The following is a 24,072-nucleotide window of genomic DNA, read 5'->3' on the forward strand; positions in this document are numbered from 1 at the left end:
TCGGGTGGATCAGCGCACTCCTGCGCTGAAGCTCGCTGCGTTGTGGGAGCCACCGCCGGCGGGACGACCGCCGCCACGACGGGCGGCGGGCTTGGCGCCCTGCTTGGCAGCCGGCTTCGAGCCGGGCTTGCCGCCCTGGCGGGCGCCGCCCTGGCCGGCCTGGCCGCGCGGGCCTCCCTGGCCGCCCGAGCCGGAGCCCGAGCCGGAGCGACGGCGGTTGCGGTTGCGGCCGCCACCGCCGCCGGCCGCGCCGCCGCCACCACCGGTGGAGCCGGTCGCGGGACGCGGGGCCTCGACGACGATGCCGCCGGGCACCAGCACCCGCTCGCCGGGGGCGAGCTGGGAGAGGACCGGGTGGCCGAGCGCGTCGACGCGGGTGATGGTCGGCTTGATGCCGGCGGCCCGGGTCAGGTCGCGCACGTCGCGCTCCTGCTCGGGGGTCATCAGGGTGATGACGGTGCCGGCGGCACCGGCACGGGCGGTGCGGCCCGAGCGGTGCAGGTAGGCCTTGTGCTCGGCGGGCGGGTCGGCGTGCACGACGAGCGAGACGTCGTCGACGTGGATGCCGCGCGCGGCGATGTCGGTGGCGACCAGGGTGGTGGCCCTGCCCGAGTGGAAGGCGTCCATGTTGCGGGTACGCGCGTTCTGGCTCAGGTTGCCGTGCAGCTCCACGGAGGGCACACCGCTCTTGTTGAGCTGGCGCGCCAGCGCCTTGGCGCCGTGCTTGGTGCGGGTGAAGACGACCGTGCGGCCGGGGGCGCTGGTCAGGTCGACCAGCACCGGCACCCGGTGCTCGCGCGGCATCCGCAGCACGTGGTGGTCCATCTGGACGACCGGCGACTGCGCGGAGTCGGCCTGGTGGGTCACCGGCTGGCTCAGGTAGCGCTTGACCAGCACGTCGATGGCGTTGTCGAGGGTGGCCGAGAACAGCAGGCGCTGGCCGTCGCGCGGGGTCGCGTCGAGCAGGCGGCGCACCGCGGGCAGGAAGCCGAGGTCGGCCATGTGGTCGGCCTCGTCGAGGATCGTGACCTCGATGTCGTCGAGGCGGCAGTGGCCCTGCTTGATGAGGTCCTCGAGACGACCGGGGCAGGCGAGGACGATGTCGGCGCCGCGCTTGAGGCCGGCGACCTGCGGGCCCTGGCCCACGCCACCGAAGACGGTCTGCATGGTGAAGCCGTGCACCTTGGCCAGCGGGACCAGCGACTCGTGGATCTGGGCGACCAGCTCGCGGGTCGGGGCCAGCACGAGCGAGCGCGGCTTGCCGGCGCGGGCCGTGCGGCCGGACGCGGCCAGGCGGGCCACGAGGGGCAGCAGGAAGGCGTAGGTCTTGCCGGAGCCGGTGCGACCCCGGCCCAGGACGTCGCGTCCGGCCAGGGAGTCGGGCAGCGTCGCGGCCTGGATCGGGGTCGGGGTGCTGATCCCCGCGGCGTCGAGGACGCGGGTCAGGTCGGTGGGGACGCCGAGATCGGCGAAGGAGGGTGAAGACACGTTAGGACTACTCACTGTTGGCGTGTCTCGCCAGAACGTGCTGCGCTCGATGTGACACGCAGCAGCCTCTCGCAGGAGAGGGACGCGGCGCCGAGGCGCGCGGGGGGCCCGAGGCAAGACTGGACGGGCTGCTCCCCAGCATAGGGGGAGCAGCCCGGGACGACCTACTCGTCGCAGGGTGTTCCGCGCCACTACCGCCGCGGTGGTCGGCGCGGGTCGCCACCTGCTACTTGGTGAAGCCGTCCTTGATGTCCTTGCCGGCGTCCTTGATCTTCTCGCCGGCGCCCTTGAGCGAGGCGGAGGCCTGGTCGCCCTTGCCCTCGCCCTCGAGCTCGGGGTCGTTGGTGGCCTTGCCGGCGCCCTCCTTGCCCTGACCCTTGAGGTCCTCGGCCTTGTTCGACGCCTTGTCAGCGATGCCCATGGTGTTACCTCCTGGTAGCGGATGACGTGCACCCAATGAACCAGGCACCCACCGCCCCCTGCTCACCCCCGCGGATGCCGGCCGGCGCGAGGGGTCAGCGGAAGGTCAGCACCCCGTCGTCGATCTTGTCGTGGCGGATCGTGCGCAGGTCGGTGAGGTAGTTCTGCTTCAGCATCCACGGAGCCCGGTCGCCCTGGCGGGGCAGCTGGTCGAGGGCGCGCACGACGTAGCCCGACTGGAAGTCCATGAAGGGCCGCTCCCCCACCGTGGGGTCCTTGTCGACGACGAACATCGAGGCGCCGCGCTCGCGCATCTCCTCGAGCACCCGCACCGCGAAGTCGGCGACCAGGTCGGCCTTGAGGGTCCACGAGGCGTTGGTGTAGCCGATCGTGTAGACGAAGTTCGGGATGCCCGAGAGCATCAGCGACTTGTAGGCCATCGTCTCGTGCATCTTGACCTCGGCGCCGTCGACGCTGAAGCGGATGCCGCCGAAGGCCTTGAGCTTCAACCCGGTCGCGGTGACCACGACGTCGGCCTCGAGCTCCTCGCCCGAGCTGAGCCGGATGCCCTTCTCGGTGAAGGTCTCGATGGTGTCGGTGACCACGGAGGCCTCGCCCTTGCGGATCGCCTTGAAGAGGTCGCCGTCGGGCACGAAGCACAGCCGCTGGTCCCACGGGTTGTACGCCGGGCGGAAGTGCGTGTCGACGTCGAAGTCGTCGGGCAGCTGCTTGACCGTCTGGTCGCGGATCAGCTTCTTGCCCCACTCGGGCTTGCGCTGGAAGAGCTGGTAGGACACCACGGCCTCGAGGATGTTCTTCCACCGCACGACCGGCTGCTTGACCTTGGCGGGCAGCCGCGAGAGGCGCTGGGCCAGCGGGTCGGAGCCCGGGCGGGTCAGCACGTACGACGGCGAGCGCTGCAGCATCGTGACGTGCTCGGCGGTGCCGGCCATCGCGGGCACCAGCGTGATCGCGGTGGCGCCGGAGCCGATCACCACGACCCTCTTGCCCGCGTAGCCCATGTCCTCGGGCCAGAACTGCGGGTGCACGACCTGGCCACCGAAGGACTCGACGCCGGGGAACTCCGGGGCGTGGCCCTGGTCGTAGTCGTAGTAGCCCGAGGCGCCCCACAGCATCGAGCAGGTGATCTGCTGCTCGCGGCCGTCGTGCTCGTAGGTCACCGTCCAGCGGCGCTCGTCGCTGCTCCACGACGCGGCGCTGACCCGGTGGTCGTAGCGGATGCGCCGCTCGACGTCGTACTCGCGGGCGACGGTGCGCACGTAGTCGAGGATCAGCTCGCCGTCGGCCAGCGCGGTGTCGCTGGGCCAGGGGCGCCAGCGGTAGCCGAAGGTGAACATGTCGGAGTCGGAGCGGATGCCGGGGTAGCGGAACAGGTCCCACGTGCCACCGCTCGCGCTGCGACCCTCGAGGACCGCGACGCTGGTGCCGGGGACGCGCGAGAGGACCTGCGCGGCCGCGCCGATGCCGGAGAGGCCCGCGCCCACGACGAGCACGTCGACGTGCTCGGGGGCCTGCTGGGCCTGCGGCTCGGGGGCAGGGGTGGGCTCGGGAGTGCTCATGGACGAGCACGGTAGTCCAGATCCGACTCTATTGACAGATGTTCAGCAAGGATTCCGGGTGGGCCCGGTCACCGGGCGAAGAGCTCGACGAAGCGGGCCAGCAGCCGCGGCGGCTCGCTCACCGTGGCGGCCCGCGCGGCCGCCAGGGCGTCGTCGAGCCCGCCGGGCGCGGTGTAGCCGTGGTCGCGGTAGACGGTCAGCCGGTGCACCAGCCCGTCGACGTCGAGCTCGGGGTGGAACTGGGTGGCGTAGACGCGACGCCCGAGCCGGAAGGCCTGCACCGGGCAGGTCGCGGAGCCGGCGAGCAGCACCGCGCCCTCGGGCAGCCGGCTGACCGCCTCCTTGTGGCCCACGAAGGCGTCGAAGCGTGCCGGCAGCACCCCGAAGAGCGGGTCGGCGACCCCCTCCTCGCTCAGGCGTACGTCGACCGCGCCGACGGGCTCGCCGTGGGTGCGGTCGACCAGGCCGCCGCGCAGCGAGCCGAGCGTGCCGATGCCGTAGCAGGCGCCCAGGAAGGGCGTGTCGGCCCCGATCACGCGCAGCGCGAGCGCGCGGAGCTCGGCCTCGACCCGGTGCTGGGTGGCGGTCTTGGCCTCGGCGGGGTCGGAGAGGTTGAAGGGACTGCCGCCCAGGACGATCCCCGACCAGTCGGCGGGGTCGACGGGGCCGCCCAGCTGCTCCTCGAGCGGCGCCCGCTCGAGCCGCACGCGGCGCAGCCCCGACTCGTCGAGACCGGCGCAGCGACGCAGGGCGTCGTACTCGCCGTCGGCGGCGTCGTCCTCGGCGCGGGTGCCGAGGAACAGGAAGGGCCGCACGCCGCGCAGACTAGTCGGCCTGCACCGCCACCCCGCGCTCGAGGAGCCCGTCGACGTCGGCGACGCCCCAGGCGGCCAGGGCCTCGCGGGTGTGCGACCCGGCCTTGGGGGCGGGCGGGAGGTCGAGGGTGGCGGCGGTGCGCGAGAAGCGCGGCGCGGGCTGCGGCTGCGCGATGCCGTCCTTGGTCACGAACGTCTGGCGGGCCTGCAGGTGGGGGTGCTCGACGGCGCGGCTGAGCGGCACGATGCCGGCCACGCAGGCGTCGGTGCCCTCGAACAGCTCGACCCACTCGGCCTGGGTGCGCCGGGCGAAGGTCTCGGCGAAGAGGGCGCGCATCTCGTCGTACCGCTCGAGGTCGAGCTGGCCGGGGCAGCGGTCCTCGACGCCCAGCAGGCGCACCAGCTCGGCGAAGAACTGCGGCTCGAGCGCGCCGACGCTCATGTGCTCGCCGTCGGAGGTCTCGTAGACGTCGTAGAAGGGGGCGCCGCCGTCGAGCAGGTTGGCGGCGCGCTGCTCGCTGAAGGTGCCCGAGGCCAGGAACGCGGCGCCCATGGCGTTGAGGTGGGCGGTGCCGTCGACGATCGCGGCGTCGACGACCTGGCCCTGGCCGGAGACCCTCGCCTCGAGCAGGGCGGCGAGGACGCCGATGACCAGGTAGGTCGACCCGCCGCCGAAGTCGCCGACGAGGTTGCCGGGGAAGTGCGGGCGCGACCTGTCCTGGCCCAGGCCGTGGAGGGCGCCGGTGATGGCGATGTAGTTCATGTCGTGCCCGGCCGCGGTGGCCAGCGGTCCGTCCTGGCCCCAGCCGGTCATCCGGCCGTAGACCAGGGCGGGGTTGCGCTCGTGGCACTGCTCGGGACCGAGCCCGAGGCGCTCGAGCACGCCGGGGCGCATGCCCTCGACGAGCACGTCGGCGCCCTCGACCAGGTCGAGCACGGTGGCCACGGCCTCGGGGTCCTTGAGGTTGAGCCCCACGCTGGGCCGCCCCCGGTTGAGCAGGTCGTGGCTGCCGCCGGTGAGCATCTGCCCGCCCGGGCGCTCGACGCGGATCACGTCGGCGCCCAGGTCGGCCAGGATCATGCAGGCGTGCGGGCCCGGCCCGATCCCCGCGATCTCCACGACCTTGACGCCCTTCAACGGGCCCGTGCCCCTGCCCAGCTCGATGCTCATGGCGAGCATCCTGACAGCATCGCTGTCACGGTGCTAGGGGCGGTCCAGCACGCGGCGCAGGAAGGCCCGGGTGCGCTCCTCGCGGGGCTCGGCGAAGATCTGCGCCGGCGGGCCCTGCTCGAGGATCCGCCCGCCGTCGAGGAAGGCCACCTTGGTGGCGACCTCGCGGGCGAAGGCCATCTCGTGGGTGGCCAGCACCATGGTGGTGCCGGCCGCGGCCAGGTCGCGCACGATGCCGAGCACGTCGCCGACCAGCTCGGGGTCGAGCGCCGCGGTGACCTCGTCGAGCAGCAGCAGCGTCGGCTGCGTGCACAGGGCGCGTACGACGGCCGCGCGCTGCTGCTGCCCGCCGGAGAGCCGGTCGGGGTGCTTGTCGGCGTGCTCGGCCAGCCCGAAGCGCTCCAGCAGCTCGCGGGCCCGCTCGCGCGCGGCGCGGCGGCCCAGGCCGTGGGCGTGGCGCGGGGCGAGCGTGCAGTTCTCCAGCACCGTCAGGTGCGGGAAGAGGTTGTAGGCCTGGAAGACCATCCCGATGCGCCGGCGCACCTGCATCGGGTCGACGCGCGGGTCGGAGATCTCGCGGCCCTCGAAGGTGATCACCCCGTCGTCGATCTCCTCGAGCAGGTTGAGGCAGCGCAGCAGCGTCGACTTGCCCGAGCCCGACGAGCCGATCAGGCAGACCACGTCGCCGGGCTCGACGCGCAGGTCGACGTCGTCGAGGACCACCCGGTCGCCGTAGGTCTTGCGCAGGCCGGCGACCTCGACCAGCGGGCTCACAGCGCCCCCGCCCGCTCGCGCTCCATGACGCGACGCTGCAGCCAGTCGGTGAACCGGGCCAGCGGCACGGTCAGGGCGATGAAGAGCAGCGAGACGACGACCAGCGAGGTGTAGTTGAAGTTGTAGGCGCTGTAGTCGCGGGCGGCGAAGACGCCGTCGTAGGCGCCCACCAGCGAGACCAGGGCGGTGTCCTTCTGCAGCGAGATGAAGTCGTTGAGCAGCGGCGGCACCACGCGGCGCACCGCCTGGGGCACCACCACGTGGCGCAGGGTGCGCACCGGGCCCAGCCCCAGCGCCCGGGCGCTGGCGATCTGGGAGGGGTGGATCGACTCGATGCCGGCGCGGAAGACCTCGGCGACGTAGGCGGAGTACGACAGGATCAGCGCGACCGTGGCCCACACGAGCCGGTCGTTGGTCAGGCCCTGCAGCTCCAGGGCCGGCACGCCGAAGCCGAGCAGCACCACCAGCAGCAGCGTCGGGATGCCGCGCATCACGTCGGTGAAGGCGACCGCCACGATGCGCGCCGGCGCCAGCCAGGCCGAGCGGGTGCCACGCATGATCGCGACCAGCAGGGCGAGCAGCAGGATCGCCGGCTCGGCGACCAGGAAGATCCGCACGTTGAGCCAGAACGCCTCGAGCACCAGCGGGAAGGACTCCTTCGCGTCGGACCACGAGAAGAAGGTCTCCTGCACGCGCTCCCAGCCCGGCGAGAGCACCAGCCCGAGGCCCAGCAGGGCGAAGAAGACGACGGTCGAGGCGCTCGCGGTGCCGGAGCGGCGTACGCGCAGGCGACGGCGCTCGGCGCGCCGGGCGAGCTCGCGCTCGCTGGGGCGCCACGCCCCGGGACTGGTGGGCACTACTGCAGCTCGGGCACGCCGACGACGTCGGAGAGCCACTCCTGCTCGATGTCGGCGAGCTCGCCGTCGGCCTCCATGGCCTGCAGGGCGGCGTCGACGCAGGGCACCAGCTCGCTGCCCTTCTCGAAGAGCATCCCGAACTCCTCCTGCTCCCCGGTCTCGGGCTGGAACTGCCCGACGATGGTGCTGCCGGGGATCTCGACGGCGGAGATGTAGAAGGCGGTGGGCAGGTCGGCCAGCACGGCGTCGACCTGGTCGTTGGCCAGCGCCTGCTTGGCGGAGTTGGTGTCCTCGAAGACGGCCGGGTCGACCTCGGGCTCGATGATGTCGCGGATCGCGGTCAGCGAGGTGGTCCCGGTCTGCGCGCCCAGGCGCAGGTCGGCGAGGTCCTCGAGGCTGGCGGCCTCGGCGCCGGCGGTGCCCTCGAGCGCCACGACGGCCTGCGCGGCCTGGTAGTAGCCCTGCGAGAAGTCGACGACCTCGGCGCGCTTCGGGGTGATCGAGATCTGGTTGATGTCGAAGTCGAAGTCCTTGGCGCCGGGGGCGTAGGAGGTGTTGAAGGGCACCCGCACCCAGCTGACCTCGTCCTCGGAGAAGCCCAGGCGCTCGGCGACGGCGTAGGCCACCGCCGACTCGTAGCCCTCGCCGTTGGTCGGGTCGTTGTCGGCGAACCACGGCTCGTAGGCCGGCGAGTCGGTGCCGACGGTGAGGGTGCCGCCCTCGAGCAGCATGTCGTCGGTGACGCAGGTGGCCGGGTCGACCTCGGCGGCGGGCTCCTCGGAACCAGCGTCGGAGCCAGCGTCGGCGGCGGTGCTCGGCTCCTCGTCGGCGGGCGCGCAGGCGACCGCTCCGAGCAGCAGGGGCAGGGAGGCGAGGGCGGGGACGACCGCAGACCGGCGCAGCATGGGGGAATCGTAGGCCGAACCGGGTCTTGCAACTAGTTGCATAGGTCGGGCGCGATACGGCCATGGCCCTCGAGCACGCCCTGCTGGTCGCCCTGAGCGAGCAGCCGGCCGCCGGACTCGAGCTCAGCCGACGCTTCAGCCGCTCCATCGGCTACTTCTGGGGCGCCACCCACCAGCAGATCTACCGGGTGCTGGGCCGGATGGAGGCCGACGGCTGGCTGCGCGCCACCACCGTCGAGCAGGCCGGGCGCCCGGCCAAGAAGGTCTACGAGGTCGCCGCCGCCGGCCGCGAGGTCCTGGCCGCCTGGCTGGGCGAGCCGACCGCCACCCCGCCGCTGCGCTCCGACCTGGCGGTCAAGATGCGCGGCGCCTCCTTCGGCGACCGCGCGGCCGTGCTCGACGTCGTGCGCGCCGACCTCGCCCAGCACCGCGCCCGCCTGGCGCGCTACGAGCAGCTGATGACCCGCGACTACCCCGACCCGACCACCCTGGGCGGCCTCGAGCTCGACCAGTACCTCGTCCTGCGCGGCGGCGTGCTGGCCGAGCAGACGTCGATCACCTGGCTCACCGAGTACCTGGAGGCACACGCATGAGCGCCAACCCCTACCCCCACCTGCTGGAGCCCCTGCAGCTCGGGTCGCTGACGCTGCGCAACCGCGTGGTGATGGGCTCGATGCACACCGGGCTCGAGGACGCGCCGTGGGACGTGCCCAAGCTGGCGGCGTACGCCGCTGAGCGTGCGCGGGGCGGGGTCGGGCTCATCGTCACCGGCGGCTACGCCCCGACCAAGCGCGGCTGGCTCAAGCCGTTCGCCTCCGAGCTGACCACCCGGCTGCAGGCGATGCGGCACCGCCAGGTCACCGACGCGGTGCACGACGAGGGCGGCGCGATCGCGCTGCAGGTGCTGCACGCTGGCCGCTACGGCTACCACCCCTTCATCCACTCCGCCTCCGACCGCAAGAGCCCGATCACGCCGTTCAAGCCGTCGGCGATGTCGTCGCGCCAGGTCGACCGCACCGCCACGGCGTTCGCGCGGACCGTCGCGCTGGCGGTCAAGGGCGGCTACGACGCGGTCGAGATCATGGGCTCCGAGGGCTACCTGATCAACCAGTTCCTCGCCGAGCGCACCAACCAGCGCGACGACGAGTGGGGCGGCAGCGCCGAGAAGCGGATGCGCTTCCCGCTCGAGGTGGTGCGCCGCACCCGCGACCTGGTCGGCGACGACCTTCCGATCATGTACCGGATCTCGCTGCTCGACCTCGTCGAGGGCGGCCAGAGCTGGGACGAGGTGGTCACCCTGGCCCACCGGCTGACCGAGGCCGGCGTCAACGTGCTCAACACCGGCATCGGCTGGCACGAGGCGCGGATCCCCACGATCATCACCCAGGTGCCGCCGGCGGCGTGGCGCTCGGTGACCGCGCGGCTCAAGGCCGAGGTGTCGGTGCCGGTCTGCGCGTCCAACCGGATCAACACCCCCGAGCTTGCCGAGTCGATCCTCGTCGAGGGCGGCGCCGACCTGGTCTCGATGGCCCGCCCGCTGCTGGCCGACCCCGAGCTCGTCACCAAGGCCGCCGCCGGTCGCGGCGACGAGATCAACACCTGCATCGCCTGCAACCAGGCCTGCCTCGACCACACCTTCTCCAACAAGACCGCCTCCTGCCTGGTCAACCCGCGCGCCTGCCGCGAGACCACGCTGGTGCTCGCCCCCACGCGCGTACGCCGCTCGGTCGCCGTGGTCGGCGCCGGCCCGGCGGGCCTGGCCACCGCGGTCTCCGCGGCCGAGCGCGGCCTGGCGGTGACCCTCTTCGAGGCCCAGCCCGCGCTGGGCGGGCAGTTCCGCCTGGCGATGGCGGTGCCCGGCAAGGAGGACTTCGCCGAGACGCTGCGCTACTACACCCGGCGCCTCGAGGTGCTCGGCGTCGACGTGCGGCTCTCCACCCGCGCCACCGCCGCCGACCTGGCCGGCTTCGACGAGGTCGTGGTCTCCACCGGCGTCGAGCCGCGGCTGCCGGTGATCCCCGGCGGCGACGACCCGCGGGTGGTCTCCTACGCCGACGTGCTCTCCGGGCGGGTGGTGCCCGGCAAGCGGGTCGCCGTCATCGGCGCCGGCGGCATCGGCGTCGACGTCAGCCACTGGCTGGTCCACGACCCCGCCTCCCCCGGCCCCGACGAGGAGGCCGGCGTCGAGGAGTGGATGGCCCACTGGGGCGTCGGCGACCCCAGCCTGCACCGCGGCGGGCTGACCGAGCGCAAGCCGCGCGAGCCGTTCCGCGAGGTGACCCTGCTGCAGCGCAAGACCTCGATGATCGGCAAGGACCTGGGCAAGACCTCGGGCTGGGCGCACCGCGCCGTGCTCAAGCAGTCGGGCGTCAGCCAGGTCGCGGGTGCGGCGTACGAGCGCATCGAGGGCCGCGACGACGCCGTCGTCCTGCACGTCACGGTCGAGGGCGAGCCGCGCGAGCTCGTCGTCGACCACGTCGTGCTGTGCGCCGGCCAGGAGTCGGTGCGCTCGCTCTTCGACGACCTCACCGCCGCCGAGACCCACCCCGGCCTGCACCTGGTCGGCGGGGCCGACGTGGCCGCCGAGCTCGACGCCAAGCGCGCCATCGAGCAGGGCACGCGGGTCGCCGCGGCGCTGTGAGGCGGCCGGGGACGGCTGGCTAGGGTCGGGGCATGCCGGGCGAGGTCAACCGAGACGACAGCTGCCTGTTCTGCGCGATCGTGGCAGGCACCATCCCCTCCACCAGGGTCGACGAGGACGAGCGGACGGTGTCCTTCATGGACATCAACCCCGCCACCGACGGGCACCTGCTCGTGGTGCCGCGTGCGCACGCGGTCGACCTGACCGACATCACGCCCGACGACCTCGCGGCCTGCGCACTCACCGCCCAGCGGCTGGCCAGGCGCCAGCTCGAGGTGCTGGGGGCCGACGGGGTCAACCTGCTCAACTGCACCGGCGAGGCCGCCTGGCAGAGCGTCTTCCACTTCCACCTGCACGTGGTGCCGCGCTACGCCGACGACCCTGCGCGAGACGGGCTGTCGCTGCCGTGGACCCCCACGCCGGGCGACCCCGACGCCATCGGCGCCACCGGCCGGGCCCTGCAGGGCGGGGCCTGAGGATGCTGCGCGACCTCACCGACTCCGAGGCCCGCGCGGCGCTGCCGCTGAAGTGGGGCGCGGTGCCCGAGGGCACCATCCCGGCCTGGGTGGCCGAGATGGACTTCGCGCCGCCGCCGGCGGTGACCGCGGCCCTGACCGCCGCTGTCGGTCGCGGGATGCTCGGCTACTCGGCGTTCCCCGGCACCGCCCAGCCCGCCGACCTCGACGCCGCGTTCCGCGGCTTCGCCGAGCGGCACTGGGGCTGGGACGTGCCGCTCGACTCCTCCACCCCCGTCGGCGACGTGGTCGCCGGGCTGCGCCTGGCCCTCGACGAGCTCTGCCCGCCGGGCCCGGTCGTGGTGCCGCTGCCGTGCTACCCGCCGTTCCGCGACGTGGTCGCGCTGGCCGGGCGCGAGGCGGCGTACGTCGGCCTCGACCCCGACCACGACCACGACGACCGCGCCGCGGCGGCCCTCGACCTGGCCGCCGTCGAGCGGCACCTCGAGGCCGGCGCCCGCACCGTGCTCCTCTGCCACCCGCACAACCCGCTGGGCCGGGTCGCGCACCGCGCCGAGCTCGAGGCGCTGCGCGAGCTCGTGCGCGCCCACGGCGCCCGGGTGCTGGTCGACGAGATCCACGCCCCGCTGGTGCTGCCCGGGCAGGAACGGTTCGTGCCCTACCTCAGCGTCGACCCCGAGGCGGTGCTGGTCACCAGCCACTCCAAGGCCTTCGGCACCCCCGGGCTGCACGCCGCGCAGATCGTGCTGATGGACCCCGACGAGACCCGCCGGCTGCGCTCGGTGCCCGTCCCCGCCAACCACGGCCACTCCGGGCTCGGCATGGTCGCCGGCTCCGCCGCCTGGCGCGACAGCGACCTGTGGCTGCACGCCCTGCGCTCCCGGCTGCGGGTCAACGCCGAGGACCTGGGCGAGCTCGTCGCCGAGCACCTGCCCCAGGCACGGCTGCGCCCGCTCGAGGCGACCTACCTGGCCTGGCTCGACCTGCGTGCGTACGGCGTCGCCGACCCGGCGGCCGCCGCGCTCGAGCACGGCGTGCGCCTGGCTCCCGGCCACGACTACCAGCCGGGCCTCGAGGGCCACGTGCGCCTCAACATCGCCACCTCCGAGAAGCGGCTGGCGCAGGTCGTGGAGCGCCTCGCCGCCGCCCTCACCTGACGCTGGTCGAGCAGGGAGGAGCGCCAGCGACGAGCGACGCCGAGACCCGGTGAGTGACTCGCCCACCGCAACCGTGGTCGCCGTACGCCATGGGGTCACGCGGTTTCGGCGACGCTCGAGCCTCCGGCCCTCGCTGCTCAACCAGCGACTCCGTTGGTCGAGCAGGGAGGAGCGCCAGCGACGATCGACGCCGAGACCCGGTGAGTGACTCGCCCACCGCAACCGTGGTCGCCGTACGCCATGGGGTCACGCGGTTTCGGCGACGCTCGAGCCTCCGGCCCTCGCTGCTCAACCCACGACGGCGCCTCGCTGCTCAACCAGCGGGGTCGTCAGACCTCGAGGCGGCCCTTGCGGCGGACGAGGGGGCGCTCGGCGCGGGGCAGCCAGGTGCGGGTGACGTGGTCGACGACGTGGACGCCGGGGGGCGACTCGATGCGGTGCAGGCCGGGCACCTCGTGGCCCAGGCCGTCGCGCAGCGCGGAGTAGACCTGCCACTCGCGGCGCTTGCGGGGGGCGCGGGAGGTGTCGAAGTCCATGTCGCTCCAGTGCGCGAACTCGTCGCGGTCGAGCCACTTCAGCTCCACGCACAGCCCCTCGGGGGCCACGATGCGGGTGGTCGACTCGGGGAACTCGCGCACCTCCCACTCGAAGGCCTTCACGAAGGTGAACTCCGGGCCCATCGGGTAGATCCACGGCTCGAGGAAGCGGAAGCCGAGGTCGAGCCAGGCGACCTGCTCGCTCTCCACCGAGAGCGGGTGGCGCGGCACGGCGACGACGGCGTTGGAGTCCTCGAGCTGCCACGACAGGTCGCGCAGGATGCTCACGCCCTCGCGGGTCAGCACCATGTCGCCGTCCCACTTCATCGAGTAGGCCGTGCGCACGTGGGAGAACGACCAGTTGTAGAAGTGCGTCAGGGAGTGCACCGAGTCGGGCCGGGTGGCCAGGTGCTCGCTGCCGGCGCGCGAGACCTGGAAGGGGTACGACGTCACGGTGATCCGCTCCCCCGCCCCGCACTCCTCGGCGACCCGCTGGGCCACCTCGGGGGTGCCGTCGTCGGAGAGGTTGTCGACGATGACGACGTGCTGGACCGCCTCGAGCATCGGCGGCAGCACCCACGGCAGGTTGTGCGCCTCGTTCTTGAGCCGGAACACGCAGGTCAGCCCGGGCCGCAGCGCGCCGTCCTTCCAGGGCCAGCGCACGTCGTAGGCGCTCTCGCCCTCGAGGCAGGCGATGTCGGCCCCGCGCACCGGGCTCATCCGCGCTCCCGCCCGGCGGCCTTGCGCAGCCCGCGGCGCACCGAGGGCGGCACCATCGCGCGCACCGAGTGCGGCACCCGGTCGACGGCGCTCGGCGGCGCCGGCTGGGTGCGGGCCCCCTCGCGGCGGGCCGCGTCGGCCGTCGAGCGGGTCAGCGCCTGCGCCTCGTCGTACATCTCGGCGTACGCCGCGCGCAGCTCGTCGAGGGTGGCCTGCACCTCGGGGGTGTCGCCGCCCTCGTCGGGCAGCTTGTCGAGGGCCTCCCAGGTCTCCTGGGCGATGTCGCGCAGCCGGCGCGGCACGTCGACGTCGGCCCAGGTCAGCGCCACGCGCCGCAGGGAGGGGTCGACGAACTGGTGGACCTGGCGGATGTCGTTGGCCGAGGCCGACTTCACGGCGTCGAGGTCGAAGCGCTGGCCCAGGCCGAAGACCGGCACGGTCCAGTCGTCGAGCATGTCGTGGTAGCGCACGAAGGCGCGGGACGAGCCGCGGGTGCTGCGCTCGACGTGGAGCATCATGTTGACCCAGGCGGCGGTGCGGTGCACCTCGCTGGTGCGGGCGTCGTAGACGCGCTGCTTGGAGCCGACCACCTCGGTGACCGGGCGCAGCATCGTCACGTAGCCGGCCTCCGCCTCGCTGCGCATCGCCGCGGAGCGCCACAGGCCCAGGAACCAGGCCAGGCGGGGGTCCTTGACGACCAGCTCGGGTCCGCCGGCGACCAGCTGCTCCTCGAGCCAGGTGTGCAGCCGGGTGCGCAGCGGCTCGAAGTTGTTGAGCCGACCGGTGTCGAACCACGCCGAGGGCCGCGCGTCAGCCATCGAGACGTTGGTGCGCTCGAGCAGCTCGTCGTGCAGGTCGACGACCCACTGCGACTCCGCGAACCCCTTGGGGTTGGTGTCGTCGGCGGCCACCTCGGGCGCCGGCACCGTCATGCCGAGGGTCTGCAGCGCCCCGGCCATGGTGCTGGTGCCGCTGCGTCCCGACCCGACCACGAAGACGACACGGCGCTGTGGCGGGGCCGGGTCGACGAGCTGGGCAGGGGACTCCGAGGGGGTGGGCGCGTCGACCATGGACCTCAGACTAACGACGTCGGGCCGCTCAGCCGACCGACCGGGTCTGGGCGGCGATCACCGCGGCGTACCACTCGAACGACGCCTTGGGGGTGCGCGCCTGCGTCTGGTGGTCGACGTGGACCAGCCCGTAGCGCTGCTCGAGGCCGTGCACCCACTCGAAGCTGTCGAGCAGCGACCACACGTAGTAGCCGCGCACGTCGACCCCGCGCTGGCAGGCCGCGGCGACGGCGCGCAGGTGGGCGTCGAGGTAGGCGATGCGCTCCTGGTCGTCGACCACCCCCGACCCGTCGGGCCCCGTCGAGTACGCCGCCCCCGACTCGGTGACGACCACCGGCGGCAGCGCCGCGCGGTAGCGGGCGCGCAGGGTGATCAGCCACTCGCGCAGCGAGTCGGGCACCACCGGCCACCCGATGTCGGTGACCGGGTAGCCGACCAGCTCGCACACCTCGAAGGGGATCGGGGAGTCCTCGGGCGCCGCGCCGATCTTGATCGGGCTGTAGTAGTTGACCCCGTAGAAGTCGAGCGGCTGGCGGATCGTGGCCAGGTCGCCGGGACGCACTGCCTCCTCGACCAGCGGCGCCAGGTCGACGGGGTAGCGCCCCAGCAGCATCGGCTCCAGGAACAGCCCGTTCCACAGGGCGTCGAAGAGCTTGGTGGCACCCACGTCGGCGGGGTCCTCGCTGACCGGCCACATCGGGGCGTGGTTGTTGGCGCAGCCGACCGAGGAGGCCCCGGCGGCACGCAGCTCGACCACCGCACGGCCGTGGGCCAGCAGCAGGTGGTGGGCGACCGGGAGCGAGTCGAAGCCCATCTCGCGGCCCGGGGCGTGCATGCCGGTGGCGTGGCCCATGATCGTGGCGACGTTGGGCTCGACCACGGGGATCCAGTGCTCGACCCGGTCGGCGGGCGCCTCGCCGACCACGGCGGCGTACTCGGCGAACGCCTCGACGGTCTCGCGGTTGAGCCACCCGCCCTCGTCCTCGAGCACCTGCGGCAGGTCCCAGTGGTAGAGCGCGGCCATCGGGGCGACGCCCTGGGCGAGCATCTCGTCGACGAGCCGGTCGTAGAAGTCGAGGCCGGCGGCGTTGACCGCCCCGCGCCCGGTGGGCAGCACCCGCGACCACGAGACCGAGAAGCGGTGGCCCCCGACCCCCAGACGGGCCATCAGCGCGACGTCGTCGCGGTAGCGGCGGTAGGAGTCGCAGGCCGGCTCACCGGTGGTGCCGTCGAGGACGGCGCCCGGCAGCTTCGAGAAGGTGTCCCAGATCGAGGGACCCCGGCCGTCGACGTCGGTGCTGCCCTCGCTCTGGAAGGCCGACGTGGCGGTGCCGAGCCGGAAACCCGGCGGCAGCTCGGGAAAGGAGGCTCGCACCGGCACAATGATGCCGTGACCGTGGAGATCCGTCGGGGGAACACCCGCTTCTTGACCCGGGTGCCCGGGCGACTGACCCGGCACGCCTTCTCGTTCGGCGAGCACTACGACCCCGAGCGGCTCTCGTTCGGGCCGATGGTCTGCCACGACGACCACGTCGTGCGCGGCGGGCAGGGCTTCGAGGAGCACGCCCACAGCGACCTCGAGATCGTCACCTGGGTGGTCTCGGGCGCGGTGCGCCACGTCGACGACGCGGGGCGCGAGGAGGTGGTGCCCGCCGGCTCGCTGGCGGTGCTCTCGGCAGGCAGCGGGGTGCGTCACTCCGAGACCGCCGTCGAGGGGGCCGGCCCGACCCGGTGGGTGCAGACCTGGCTGCGCCCCGACGCCACCGGCACCGACCCGTCGTACGCCGTCGCGGCGGTCGACCCGGGTGCGCGCGGGCTGGTGCCCGCGCCCCTGGGCGTCGGCGTCGACGGGGCGAGCCTGGCGGTGGCGCAGCTGCGGGGCGGCGACACCCTCGAGCTGCCCGTCGCGCCACGGGTGCACGTCTACGTGGTGCGGGGCGCACTGCTGCGCTTCTCGCTCGCCGAGCCGCTGGCGGTCGGCGACTCGATCTGCGCCACCGACGAGCCGGCCCACCCGGTGGTCGCGGCGGTCGACACCCAGCTGCTGGTGTGGACCTTCACGTCCTGAGCCCGGAGGACCGGCTCGAGGGGTAGCGCTCAGCGCTTCTTCGGCTTGCCGATCTTGATCATGAAGCGCGTCTTGACGGTCTCGGTGCCGTCGTTGACCTTGAGGATGATCCGGTACTGGCCGCGGAAGTCGTAGCGGTTGATCACCCGGATGCCTCGGCCCTTGTTGCCGTCGCCGAAGTCCCAGCGGTAGGTGAGCGGGTCACCGTCGGGGTCGGTGGCCTTGACGCGGAACCGGATCGGCGACTTGGCACGGGCCTTGCCCTGGCCCTCCAACGGCTTGGCGGCGATCCGCTTGACCTGCGGCACCCGGTTGCCCGGTCCGGTGGTGACCGTCTCCGTGGCGGTCGCGGTGGCCGTCGCGGTGGCCGTCGTGGTCGCCGTCGTGGTGGCCGTGGCCGTGGCGGTCGGTTGGCTGGTCACCGTGGTGGTCGCGGTGGCGGTGGGCTGGCTGGTGACGGTGGTCGTCGCCGTGGCCGTCGCCGTGGCCGTCGTGGTGGCGGTGGTGGTCGCGGTGGCGGTGGTGGTCGCGGTGGCGGTCACCGTGGCGGTCGGGTCGGGCGAGGGCGTCTTGTCGCCGATCCGGTAGGTGCACGGGCTGGTCGCGCGGTCGGCCACGTCGTCGGTGATGAGCAGGGAGCGCAGAGAGGTGATCGAGAAGCCGCTCAGCACGTCGCCGACCACGAACGCGTCCTGGGCCGGGCTGGCCGTCGTCAGGTCGCTCGCGGCGAGTGTCACCGTGACCAGGTCGAGGGCCGGGTCGAAGCTGCCGGCCAGGCCCGTCTTGAGCGTCGTGCCCGACCCGTCGGTCAGCGTGTAGGTGCCGGGCGCCTCGATCGGCACCTCCGGCTGCAGCAGCGGCCGGTCGGCCTCGACGACGTAGTCCTGGCCACCCAGGACGAACGCCCAGCGGAAGAGCTCGCTGGTGCCCCGCAGGCCTCCGCTGAGCACCGACAGGTCGGTGACCTTGATGTGGAAGGTGATCGCGTCGTCGGTGGCGTTGGTGCTCACCCACGCCTCGCGCAGGTCGAGGCCGTCGGGGTCGAGAGCCGGATCCACCGGCAGGATCAGCAGGTCGTTGACGTCGCCGGCGGGGTCGGTGAAGCGCGCGTCGAAGGAGCAGGCGCTCTGCGCCTGGGCCGGGCCGGCGGGTCCGCCGACGGCGGAGACCACCGCCAGCACGGGGAGACCGACGAGCGCGGTGCCCACGGCGGTGGCGACCGCTGTGGACCGGGTGCGCGACCTTCGGGAGGACAGGGGGGACATGGCGGGGCTCGCTTCCGGTGGGGGACCAGGTACAGGTCCAACGCACGTCCACCCGAGGAGTGACTCGCGGCCCGTCGACGGTCTAGACCCCTGCCGGTGACGCGCCGCGACCCCGTCGGTCCTCGGTCGACGGGGTCACGGCGTGTCGGCGCCCGGGAGGGCAGCGGCCGCCCCCTGGGTTCGAGCTGACCAACGAGCCGGTGCCCGCCGGGTCACCCCGGGCGCGACGAGGTCTGGACCACGCTCAGCCGAGGGGGCCCGGGCCGAGGGGCCCGGGGCCGCTCTGCCCCGGTCGACGCTCCTGGCGCAGGTCCTCCTCGCCGAGCCCGCCGAGGTGGGTGGCCAGGGCCACGAGCAGCAGGAAGCCGCCCCACACCAGCCCGGCGACGAGCACCATGCCCGGTGCCGCCAGGTCGCCGGTGAGCCGCACCAGCAGCAGCGAGGCCGCCGTGGCGATCGCGATGGTCCAGCCGCCCCGCCGCGCCAACCGGCCCGGTCGGGTCTGCGGACGCCCGGAGGTCTGCGCGGGCTCGCTCACACCGGCCACTGTAGTGACGAGGGCCGCGCCGCCCGCCGCGCCCCGGCTGCGGGCGCCGCGGGCGCTGCGGCAGGCTGGACCCATGGAACCCGACGGCACCCGTGAACGGCTGGCGACCTGGCTCGAGCAGCTCGGCCTGGTCGACCACCTCGGCGAGGCCGGCCTGCCGACGATGACGCGCGACGCCGCGGGCCGCGCGGTGTGGACCGACCCGGGCACCGGCGCCGAGCTGAGCGACGACCAGGTCGCCGAGCTCGACGCGGTGCTGCACCAGGAGGGCAGCGACCCCGGTCACGCCGTGCCCGTGCCGCTGCTGCAGATCGCCCAGCAGGCGCGGGTGCACGACGAGCTGCTGACCAGCCCCTGGCACACCTACGAGTCGCTGGCCCGGCTGCGGGGCTCGACGGCCGAGCGCACCCGCTTCGCGGTGCACAAGGCGGCCGGGCAGCACCGGCTGCTCGTCGTCACCGGCCCGACCGGCGCGATGGTGCCCGCCTTCCAGCTCGACGCCGCCGGCGAGCCGCGGCCCGAGCTCGCCCCCCTCCTCGAGCCGCTGCTCGGCGCCGGCATGGACGGCTGGCGGGCCTGGGCCTGGCTGACCCGGCCCGCCGCCCTGGCCGCGGGCCTGGTGCCCGAGCGGGCCGCCGGCGGCGACGACCCCGACGACGCCGACGTCGTACGCCGCGCTGCACAGCGGCTGGCCCGCACCCTCACTGGCGAGGGGTGACCCGCGCCTTTGCAGAGGGGCACACGCGTGCCCCTCTGCAAAGCGCTGTCAGCCGATCACCCGCAGCGCGCCGGGGCGCACCTCCACCACGGCGGGCGCCCGGCCGAGGCCCGGCAGCTCGCCGAGCGGCTCGCCGTCGCCGCCCACCGGGAGCGGGGTGCGGCCGTCGGCGTTGAGCTCGACGCGGGCGCCGCGCAGCACCGTGACCTGGGGCAGGTCGACGTGGGAGCCGTCGTAGATCTTGGGGAACGAACGCACCAGCGCGGTCCGCGAGGCGGCCTCGACCACCACGACGTCGAGCAGGGCGTCGTCGACGACCGCGCCGGGGGCGACCTTCATGCCCTTGCCGTAGTAGGCGGAGCCGGCCACCACGACCAGCCCGGCGGCGTACTGGCGCGCGTCGCCGTCGACCGCCACCCGGAACCGGCCAGGCCGGTACGTCGCGATCGCGCGGACCGCGGCCAGCGGGTACTGCAGCTTCTGCGGGGTCCAGCGCATCCGGTCGACCATCGCCGCGGCACGGGCGTCGATGCCGGAGTAGACGGACCCGGCCACCAGCCGGCTCGGCCCGCCGGGGAGGGTCCAGGCCAGCAGGTCGACCTCGCGCACCGGCGCGTGCAGCAGGTGCTCGGCGACCGCGGCCGGCTCGGAGGCCAGCCCCAGCATCCGCGCGAAGTCGTTGCCGCGGCCGGCCGGCAGCACCCCCAGGACGCCACCGGCGGTCGAGACCGCGCCGGCGAGGTGGGAGAGCATGCCGTCGCCGCCGACCGAGACCACGACGTCGCCGCGCCCGACGGCGGCCCGCACGAGGTCGTCGGTGGCCCGCGGGCCCGGCGAGTAGGTCACCTCGACCGAGGCGCCCGCCTCGCGCAGCAGCCGCGCGACCGGCACCACGGCCTCGGGCGCCGCGCCACCTCCGGAGGCGGGGTTGACCAGGAACGTGAAGGTGCGATCGGGGGCGCTCACGGGACCAGCACCCCGGGGTTGAGCACGCCGGTGGGGTCGAGGTCGGCCTTGACCGCGCGTAGCACCGAGGCACCCAGGTCGCCGATCTCGGCGCCCAGCCACGGCCGGTGGTCGGTGCCGACGGCGTGGTGGTGGCTGATGGTGGCGCCGTCGGCGACGATCGCGTCGTTGGCGGCGGCCTTGGCCCGGCCCCAGCGCTCGATCGGCGCCTCACCCGCGCTGGTCGCCACGGTGAAGTAGAGCGAGCAGCCGGTCTCGTAGACGTGGGAGATGTGGCACAGCACGATCGCCGAGCCGCCCTCGGCGCCGAGCTCGCGCTCCAGGGCGCCGCGCACGTCGGCGTACAGCGCGTCGACCTTCGACCAGAAGGTGGCGGTCTCGAGGGTCTCGACCAGCACGCCCACGTCGAGCATCGAGTCGCGCAGGTACGGCGCGTGGAAGCGGCCGTGGGCCCACGACGCGCCCGGCTCCTCGCCCAGCGGGGTGCCGCCGAGGCCGGTGAGCACCTCGGTGACGGCGGCGCGGCGGGACTCGACCTGGGCGGGCGTGCCCTCGTGGCCCACGATCATCAGGCAGCCGGTGGACTCCTCGCCGATGGCGTCGGGGCGAGCCAGGTTGAGCCCGGTCTCGGCCTCGTCGGAGAGCCGCAGCACCGTGGGCAGCGTGCCCGACTGGGCCAGCGTGCGCATCGCGGCGGCGCCCTCGACGAAGGAGCCCCAGCGCCAGCCCTCGTAGACCTTCACCTCGGGCAGCCGGCGCACCCGCACGGTGACCGCGGTGATCACGCCGAAGGCGCCCTCGGAGCCCAGCACCAGCTGGCGCAGGTCGGGGCCGGCGGCGTTGGCGGGCGACGAGCCGAGCCGCCACTCCCCGCGCGGGGTGGCCACCCGCAGGCCGACGACCATCTGGTCGAAGCGGCCGTAGCCGGCGCTCGACTGGCCCGAGGAACGGGTCGCGGCGAAGCCGCCGATCGAGGCGTGCTCGAAGGACTGCGGGTAGTGGCCCAGGCAGAGCCCGTGCTCGGCGAGCAGCGCCTCGGCCTCGGGGCCGCGCAGGCCGGGCTCGAGGGTGGCGGTCATCGAGACCTCGTCGACCTCGAGCAGCGCGTCGAGGCGGACCAGGTCGAGCGAGACCAGGCCGGCGAAGCCGTCACGACGCGCGGCCAGGCCACCGGTGACGCAGGTGCCGCCGCCGAAGGGAACGACCGCCAGGTGGTGCTCGACGGCGAGGGCGAGGACGCCCGCGACCTCGTCGTGGCTGCCCGGGCGCACCACCGCGTCGGGGGCGTCGGTCAGGTCGCCGGCGCGGGCGCGCAGCAGGTCGGGGGTCGACTTGCCCCGGGTGCGCAGCCGGCGCGAGGCGTCGTCGACGTGCACGTGGTCGGGCCCGACCACGTCGGCCAGCGCCGCCAGCACGTCGTCGCCGAGGCCCACCGGGGGCAGCTCGACCTCGGCGGCGGCGGGCGTCTCGTGCAGGCCGAAGGCGAGCTCGACGAGCCCGCGGGCGGCCTCGGGGAGCGCGGTCGCGGCGGCCGGGTCGCCCCAGCGCTGCGGGTGCATCTCGCGCGGGTGCGCACCGGTGGACGGGGAGCCGTGGGGAGCAGCGGTGTCGTGGGTCACGTGTTACAGTGTGACATATGACGTCACTGTGTCACAACGATCCGCCGCAGGACCCACGCGACGCCTACCTCGACGCGGCCCGCGAGTGCATCCTCGACGTCGGCTGGCGGCGTACGACGCTCACCGAGGTCGCGCGCCGCGCCGGCGTCTCGCGGATGACGATCTACCGCTCCTGGGCCGACATGCCGACCCTGCTCGGCGACCTGATGACCCGCGAGTGGTCGGGGCTGGTCGCGCGCACCGTCGCCGACGAGGGACCTGGCGACACGGTCGAGCGGATCGTCGACGAGGTCGCACGCACCGTCGACGCGCTGCGCCGCAACGAGCTCTTCGTGCGCATCGTCGAGCTCGACCCCGAGCTGGTGCTGCCCTACCTGCTGCACCGCCGCGGCCGCTCGCAGGAGCTGATCGCCACCCTGCTCACCGACGAGCTGGCCCGCGGCCAGGCCGCCGGCGAGGTGCGCGCCGGCTCGCCGCTGGCGATCGCGCGCGGCCTGGTGCTCGCCGCCCACGGCTTCGTGCTCTCGGCCCACACGATGGTCGACGACGACGTGTCGGCCGCCGACCTCGACGCCGAGCTGCGCCACCTGCTGGCCCGGGCGGTGCGCCCGTGAGCGCCGAGACCCGTCCCGGGACCCGCATCCGCGCCGGCCTGGCCGGGGCACCCGTCGAGGTCGACCTCGTGGTCGTCGGCCTCGGCGTCACCGGCGTGGGCGTCGCCCTCGACGCGGTCACCCGCGGGCTGTCGGTGCTGGCCGTCGACGCCCACGACCTCGCCTTCGGCACCTCGCGCTGGAGCTCGAAGATGGTGCACGGCGGGCTGCGCTACCTGGCCCAGGGACAGGTCGGCGTCGCCCACGAGAGCGCCGTCGAGCGCGGCATCCTGATGCAGACCACCGCGCCCCACCTGACCCGCGCGATGCCGATGCTGATCCCGATCACCTCCGGCACCGCTCCCCTGCAGCGGCTGCTCTCGCGCAGCGGGCTGGCCGCCGGCGACCTGCTGCGCCGCGGCGCGCGCACCAGCGCCGAGACCCTGCCGCGCCCGCGCCGGCTCTCGCGCACCGAGACCCTCGCGATGGCCCCCGGCCTGCGCCCCGCGGGGCTGGTCGGCGGCCTGCTCGGCTGGGACGGCCAGCTCGAGGACGACGCCCGCCTGGTCACCACGATCGCGCGCACCGCCGCGTCGTACGGCGCCCACGTGCGCACCCGCGCCCGGGTGCTGCGGGCCAGCGGCACCGAGGTGTCGCTGCGCGACGAGACCACTGGCGCCACCACGACGGTGCGGGCCCGTGCGGTCGTCAACGCCGCCGGCGTGTGGGCCGGCGACCTGGCCGACGAGGTGACCCTGCGCCCCAGCCGCGGCACCCACCTGGTGCTGCGCGGCGACCGGCTGCCGGGGCTGCGCACCAGCGTCTTCGCCCCGGTGCCCGGCTCGACCAACCGGTTCGTGATGGTGCTGCCCCAGCCCGACGGCACGATCTACGTCGGGCTGACCGACGAGCCCGCGCCCGGCCCGGTGCCCGACGTGCCCCAGCCCACCGAGCCCGAGATCGGATTCCTGCTCGACGTGGTCGCCGCGACCTTCGCGACCCCCCTGCGCCGCGACGACGTCGTGGGCGCCTACGCCGGGCTGCGGCCGCTGCTCGACGTGACGGCTCCTGACGGGTCCAAGGGGTCCGAGGGGTCCGGCCAGACCGCCGACCTGTCGCGCCGGCACGCGGTGCTGACCGGGCGCTCGGGCATGGTCACGGTGGTGGGCGGCAAGCTCACCACCTACCGGCGGATGGCCCAGGACGCCGTCGACGCCGCGGTCGCGGCGGGCGGGCTGGTCGCCGGGCCGTGCACGACCGCGACCCTGCCGCTGCTCGGCGCCGCGCCGCGCCCGGTGCTCGACGCCCTCGAGGAGCCCGCCCGGCTCGTACGCCGCTTCGGCACCGACGCCGCCCTGGTGCTGGCCACCGCCCGCGAGGTCGCGGCCCGGGCCGGCGAGCCGCTCGCCGACGAGGAGCTGCTGGCCCCCGCAGCCGCGCAGGTGCCGGTGACGCTGGCCGAGCTCGTCTTCGCGGTGACCCACGAGGGCGCGCACGACGTCGACGACCTCCTCGACCGGCGTACGCGGGTGGGACTGGTGACCTCCGACCGGGTGCTCGCCGAGCCGCTCGCCGAGCGGGCCCTCGCGCTGGTGGGGCGAGCGATGAGTTCGTGAGCCTGGCCGGGTCGGACCGGTGAGCGCACACTATGAGGAGCCCACACCCGATGACGGCACCGGCGACGGA

General features: G+C 74.2%; 23 protein-coding genes. 8 read left to right on the forward strand and 15 right to left on the reverse strand.

The genetic code is table 11. From position 1 onward, the window contains the following. Positions 1–9 precede the first annotated feature (9 nt). The 8 genes from ABKW28_RS11880 to ABKW28_RS11915 form a co-directional block, all read right to left on the reverse strand. Positions 10–1,488, reverse strand: a complete 1,479-nt coding sequence (locus ABKW28_RS11880) for a DEAD/DEAH box helicase (RefSeq protein WP_348609761.1) — start codon at positions 1,486–1,488, stop codon at positions 10–12. Positions 1,489–1,714: 226 nt separating this feature from the next. Next, entirely contained in the window at positions 1,715–1,909 is a 195-nt protein-coding gene (locus ABKW28_RS11885) for a CsbD family protein (RefSeq protein ID WP_348609764.1), read from the reverse strand. 94 nt (positions 1,910–2,003) lie between these two features. Continuing rightward, positions 2,004–3,488 (reverse strand): NAD(P)/FAD-dependent oxidoreductase, encoded by a 1,485-nt coding sequence (locus ABKW28_RS11890; protein ID WP_348609767.1) that lies wholly within the window; start codon positions 3,486–3,488, stop codon positions 2,004–2,006. A gap of 68 nt (positions 3,489–3,556) precedes the next feature. Continuing rightward, positions 3,557–4,303, reverse strand: a complete 747-nt coding sequence (locus tag ABKW28_RS11895; protein WP_348609770.1) for a glutamine amidotransferase — start codon at positions 4,301–4,303, stop codon at positions 3,557–3,559. A gap of 10 nt (positions 4,304–4,313) precedes the next feature. Next, positions 4,314–5,474 (reverse strand): CaiB/BaiF CoA-transferase family protein, encoded by a 1,161-nt coding sequence (locus ABKW28_RS11900; protein WP_348609773.1) that lies wholly within the window; start codon positions 5,472–5,474, stop codon positions 4,314–4,316. A gap of 33 nt (positions 5,475–5,507) precedes the next feature. Further along, complete coding sequence (locus tag ABKW28_RS11905) at positions 5,508–6,248, reverse strand: amino acid ABC transporter ATP-binding protein (protein WP_348609778.1); 741 nt, start codon at positions 6,246–6,248, stop codon at positions 5,508–5,510. Continuing rightward, positions 6,245–7,105, reverse strand: coding sequence for an amino acid ABC transporter permease (locus ABKW28_RS11910; RefSeq protein ID WP_193669475.1), 861 nt, complete (start codon positions 7,103–7,105; stop codon positions 6,245–6,247). The genes ABKW28_RS11905 and ABKW28_RS11910 overlap by 4 nt, the downstream gene beginning before the upstream one ends. Further along, complete coding sequence (locus ABKW28_RS11915) at positions 7,105–8,010, reverse strand: ABC transporter substrate-binding protein (protein ID WP_348609781.1); 906 nt, start codon at positions 8,008–8,010, stop codon at positions 7,105–7,107. Before ABKW28_RS11915 ends, ABKW28_RS11910 begins: the two co-directional genes overlap by 1 nt. A gap of 62 nt (positions 8,011–8,072) precedes the next feature. Between ABKW28_RS11915 and ABKW28_RS11920 the strand changes: the two genes are divergently transcribed. The 4 genes from ABKW28_RS11920 to ABKW28_RS11935 are packed head-to-tail and all read left to right on the forward strand — an operon-like array spanning position 8,073 to position 12,284. Beyond that, positions 8,073–8,603: a PadR family transcriptional regulator gene (locus tag ABKW28_RS11920; protein WP_348609782.1), complete on the forward strand. Its 531-nt coding sequence runs from the start codon at positions 8,073–8,075 to the stop codon at positions 8,601–8,603. Beyond that, a complete protein-coding gene (locus tag ABKW28_RS11925; protein ID WP_348609785.1) occupies positions 8,600–10,651 on the forward strand; it encodes an NADPH-dependent 2,4-dienoyl-CoA reductase in 2,052 nt (683 codons plus the stop codon). The genes ABKW28_RS11920 and ABKW28_RS11925 overlap by 4 nt, the downstream gene beginning before the upstream one ends. Positions 10,652–10,683: 32 nt before the next feature. Then, on the forward strand, positions 10,684–11,127 hold the full coding sequence (locus tag ABKW28_RS11930) for an HIT family protein (RefSeq protein ID WP_348609788.1): 444 nt from the start codon (positions 10,684–10,686) through the stop codon (positions 11,125–11,127). Positions 11,128–11,129: 2 nt separating this feature from the next. Then, a complete protein-coding gene (locus ABKW28_RS11935) occupies positions 11,130–12,284 on the forward strand; it encodes an aminotransferase class I/II-fold pyridoxal phosphate-dependent enzyme (RefSeq protein WP_348609790.1) in 1,155 nt (384 codons plus the stop codon). Between the two features lie 329 nt (positions 12,285–12,613). Here ABKW28_RS11935 and ABKW28_RS11940 read toward each other — a convergent pair whose 3' ends face one another. From ABKW28_RS11940 to ABKW28_RS11950, 3 genes are read right to left on the reverse strand one after another with little or no spacing between them, the layout of a single operon-like run. Continuing rightward, positions 12,614–13,540 (reverse strand): hypothetical protein, encoded by a 927-nt coding sequence (locus tag ABKW28_RS11940; protein WP_193669469.1) that lies wholly within the window; start codon positions 13,538–13,540, stop codon positions 12,614–12,616. Next, complete coding sequence (locus ABKW28_RS11945) at positions 13,537–14,610, reverse strand: sulfotransferase family protein (protein WP_348609793.1); 1,074 nt, start codon at positions 14,608–14,610, stop codon at positions 13,537–13,539. The genes ABKW28_RS11940 and ABKW28_RS11945 overlap by 4 nt, the downstream gene beginning before the upstream one ends. 28 nt (positions 14,611–14,638) lie before the next feature. Next, the gene (locus ABKW28_RS11950) at positions 14,639–15,985 is read right to left on the reverse strand and encodes a GH1 family beta-glucosidase (RefSeq protein ID WP_348609795.1); all 1,347 of its coding nucleotides are present in this window, start codon (positions 15,983–15,985) and stop codon (positions 14,639–14,641) included. A 15-nt stretch (positions 15,986–16,000) separates the two neighbouring features. On the opposite strand from ABKW28_RS11950, the gene ABKW28_RS11955 reads away from it, so the two are divergent. Then, positions 16,001–16,678, forward strand: a complete 678-nt coding sequence (locus tag ABKW28_RS11955) for a pirin family protein (RefSeq protein WP_193669466.1) — start codon at positions 16,001–16,003, stop codon at positions 16,676–16,678. Between the two features lie 29 nt (positions 16,679–16,707). Here ABKW28_RS11955 and ABKW28_RS11960 read toward each other — a convergent pair whose 3' ends face one another. Together ABKW28_RS11960 and ABKW28_RS11965 are read right to left on the reverse strand one after the other, a co-directional pair. Beyond that, positions 16,708–17,943, reverse strand: coding sequence for a PKD domain-containing protein (locus tag ABKW28_RS11960; RefSeq protein ID WP_348609798.1), 1,236 nt, complete (start codon positions 17,941–17,943; stop codon positions 16,708–16,710). A gap of 244 nt (positions 17,944–18,187) precedes the next feature. After that, positions 18,188–18,481, reverse strand: coding sequence for a hypothetical protein (locus ABKW28_RS11965; protein WP_193669464.1), 294 nt, complete (start codon positions 18,479–18,481; stop codon positions 18,188–18,190). An 82-nt stretch (positions 18,482–18,563) separates the two neighbouring features. Between ABKW28_RS11965 and ABKW28_RS11970 the strand changes: the two genes are divergently transcribed. After that, entirely contained in the window at positions 18,564–19,208 is a 645-nt protein-coding gene (locus ABKW28_RS11970; protein WP_348609801.1) for a hypothetical protein, read from the forward strand. A 48-nt stretch (positions 19,209–19,256) separates the two neighbouring features. On the opposite strand, the gene ABKW28_RS11975 is transcribed toward ABKW28_RS11970, so the two are convergent. Then, on the reverse strand, positions 19,257–20,174 hold the full coding sequence (locus ABKW28_RS11975; RefSeq protein ID WP_193669462.1) for a diacylglycerol kinase family protein: 918 nt from the start codon (positions 20,172–20,174) through the stop codon (positions 19,257–19,259). Next, a complete protein-coding gene (locus tag ABKW28_RS11980; RefSeq protein ID WP_348609804.1) occupies positions 20,171–21,793 on the reverse strand; it encodes an FAD-binding oxidoreductase in 1,623 nt (540 codons plus the stop codon). The genes ABKW28_RS11975 and ABKW28_RS11980 overlap by 4 nt, the downstream gene beginning before the upstream one ends. A gap of 17 nt (positions 21,794–21,810) precedes the next feature. On the opposite strand from ABKW28_RS11980, the gene ABKW28_RS11985 reads away from it, so the two are divergent. Beyond that, entirely contained in the window at positions 21,811–22,407 is a 597-nt protein-coding gene (locus ABKW28_RS11985) for a TetR/AcrR family transcriptional regulator (RefSeq protein ID WP_348609807.1), read from the forward strand. Further along, entirely contained in the window at positions 22,404–24,002 is a 1,599-nt protein-coding gene (locus ABKW28_RS11990; protein ID WP_348609810.1) for a glycerol-3-phosphate dehydrogenase/oxidase, read from the forward strand. Before ABKW28_RS11985 ends, ABKW28_RS11990 begins: the two co-directional genes overlap by 4 nt. Positions 24,003–24,072: the final 70 nt, after the last annotated feature.

Origin of the sequence: Nocardioides sp. 31GB23 (assembly GCF_040012395.1) — a bacterium.
Lineage (GTDB): Bacteria > Actinomycetota > Actinomycetes > Propionibacteriales > Nocardioidaceae > Nocardioides > Nocardioides salarius.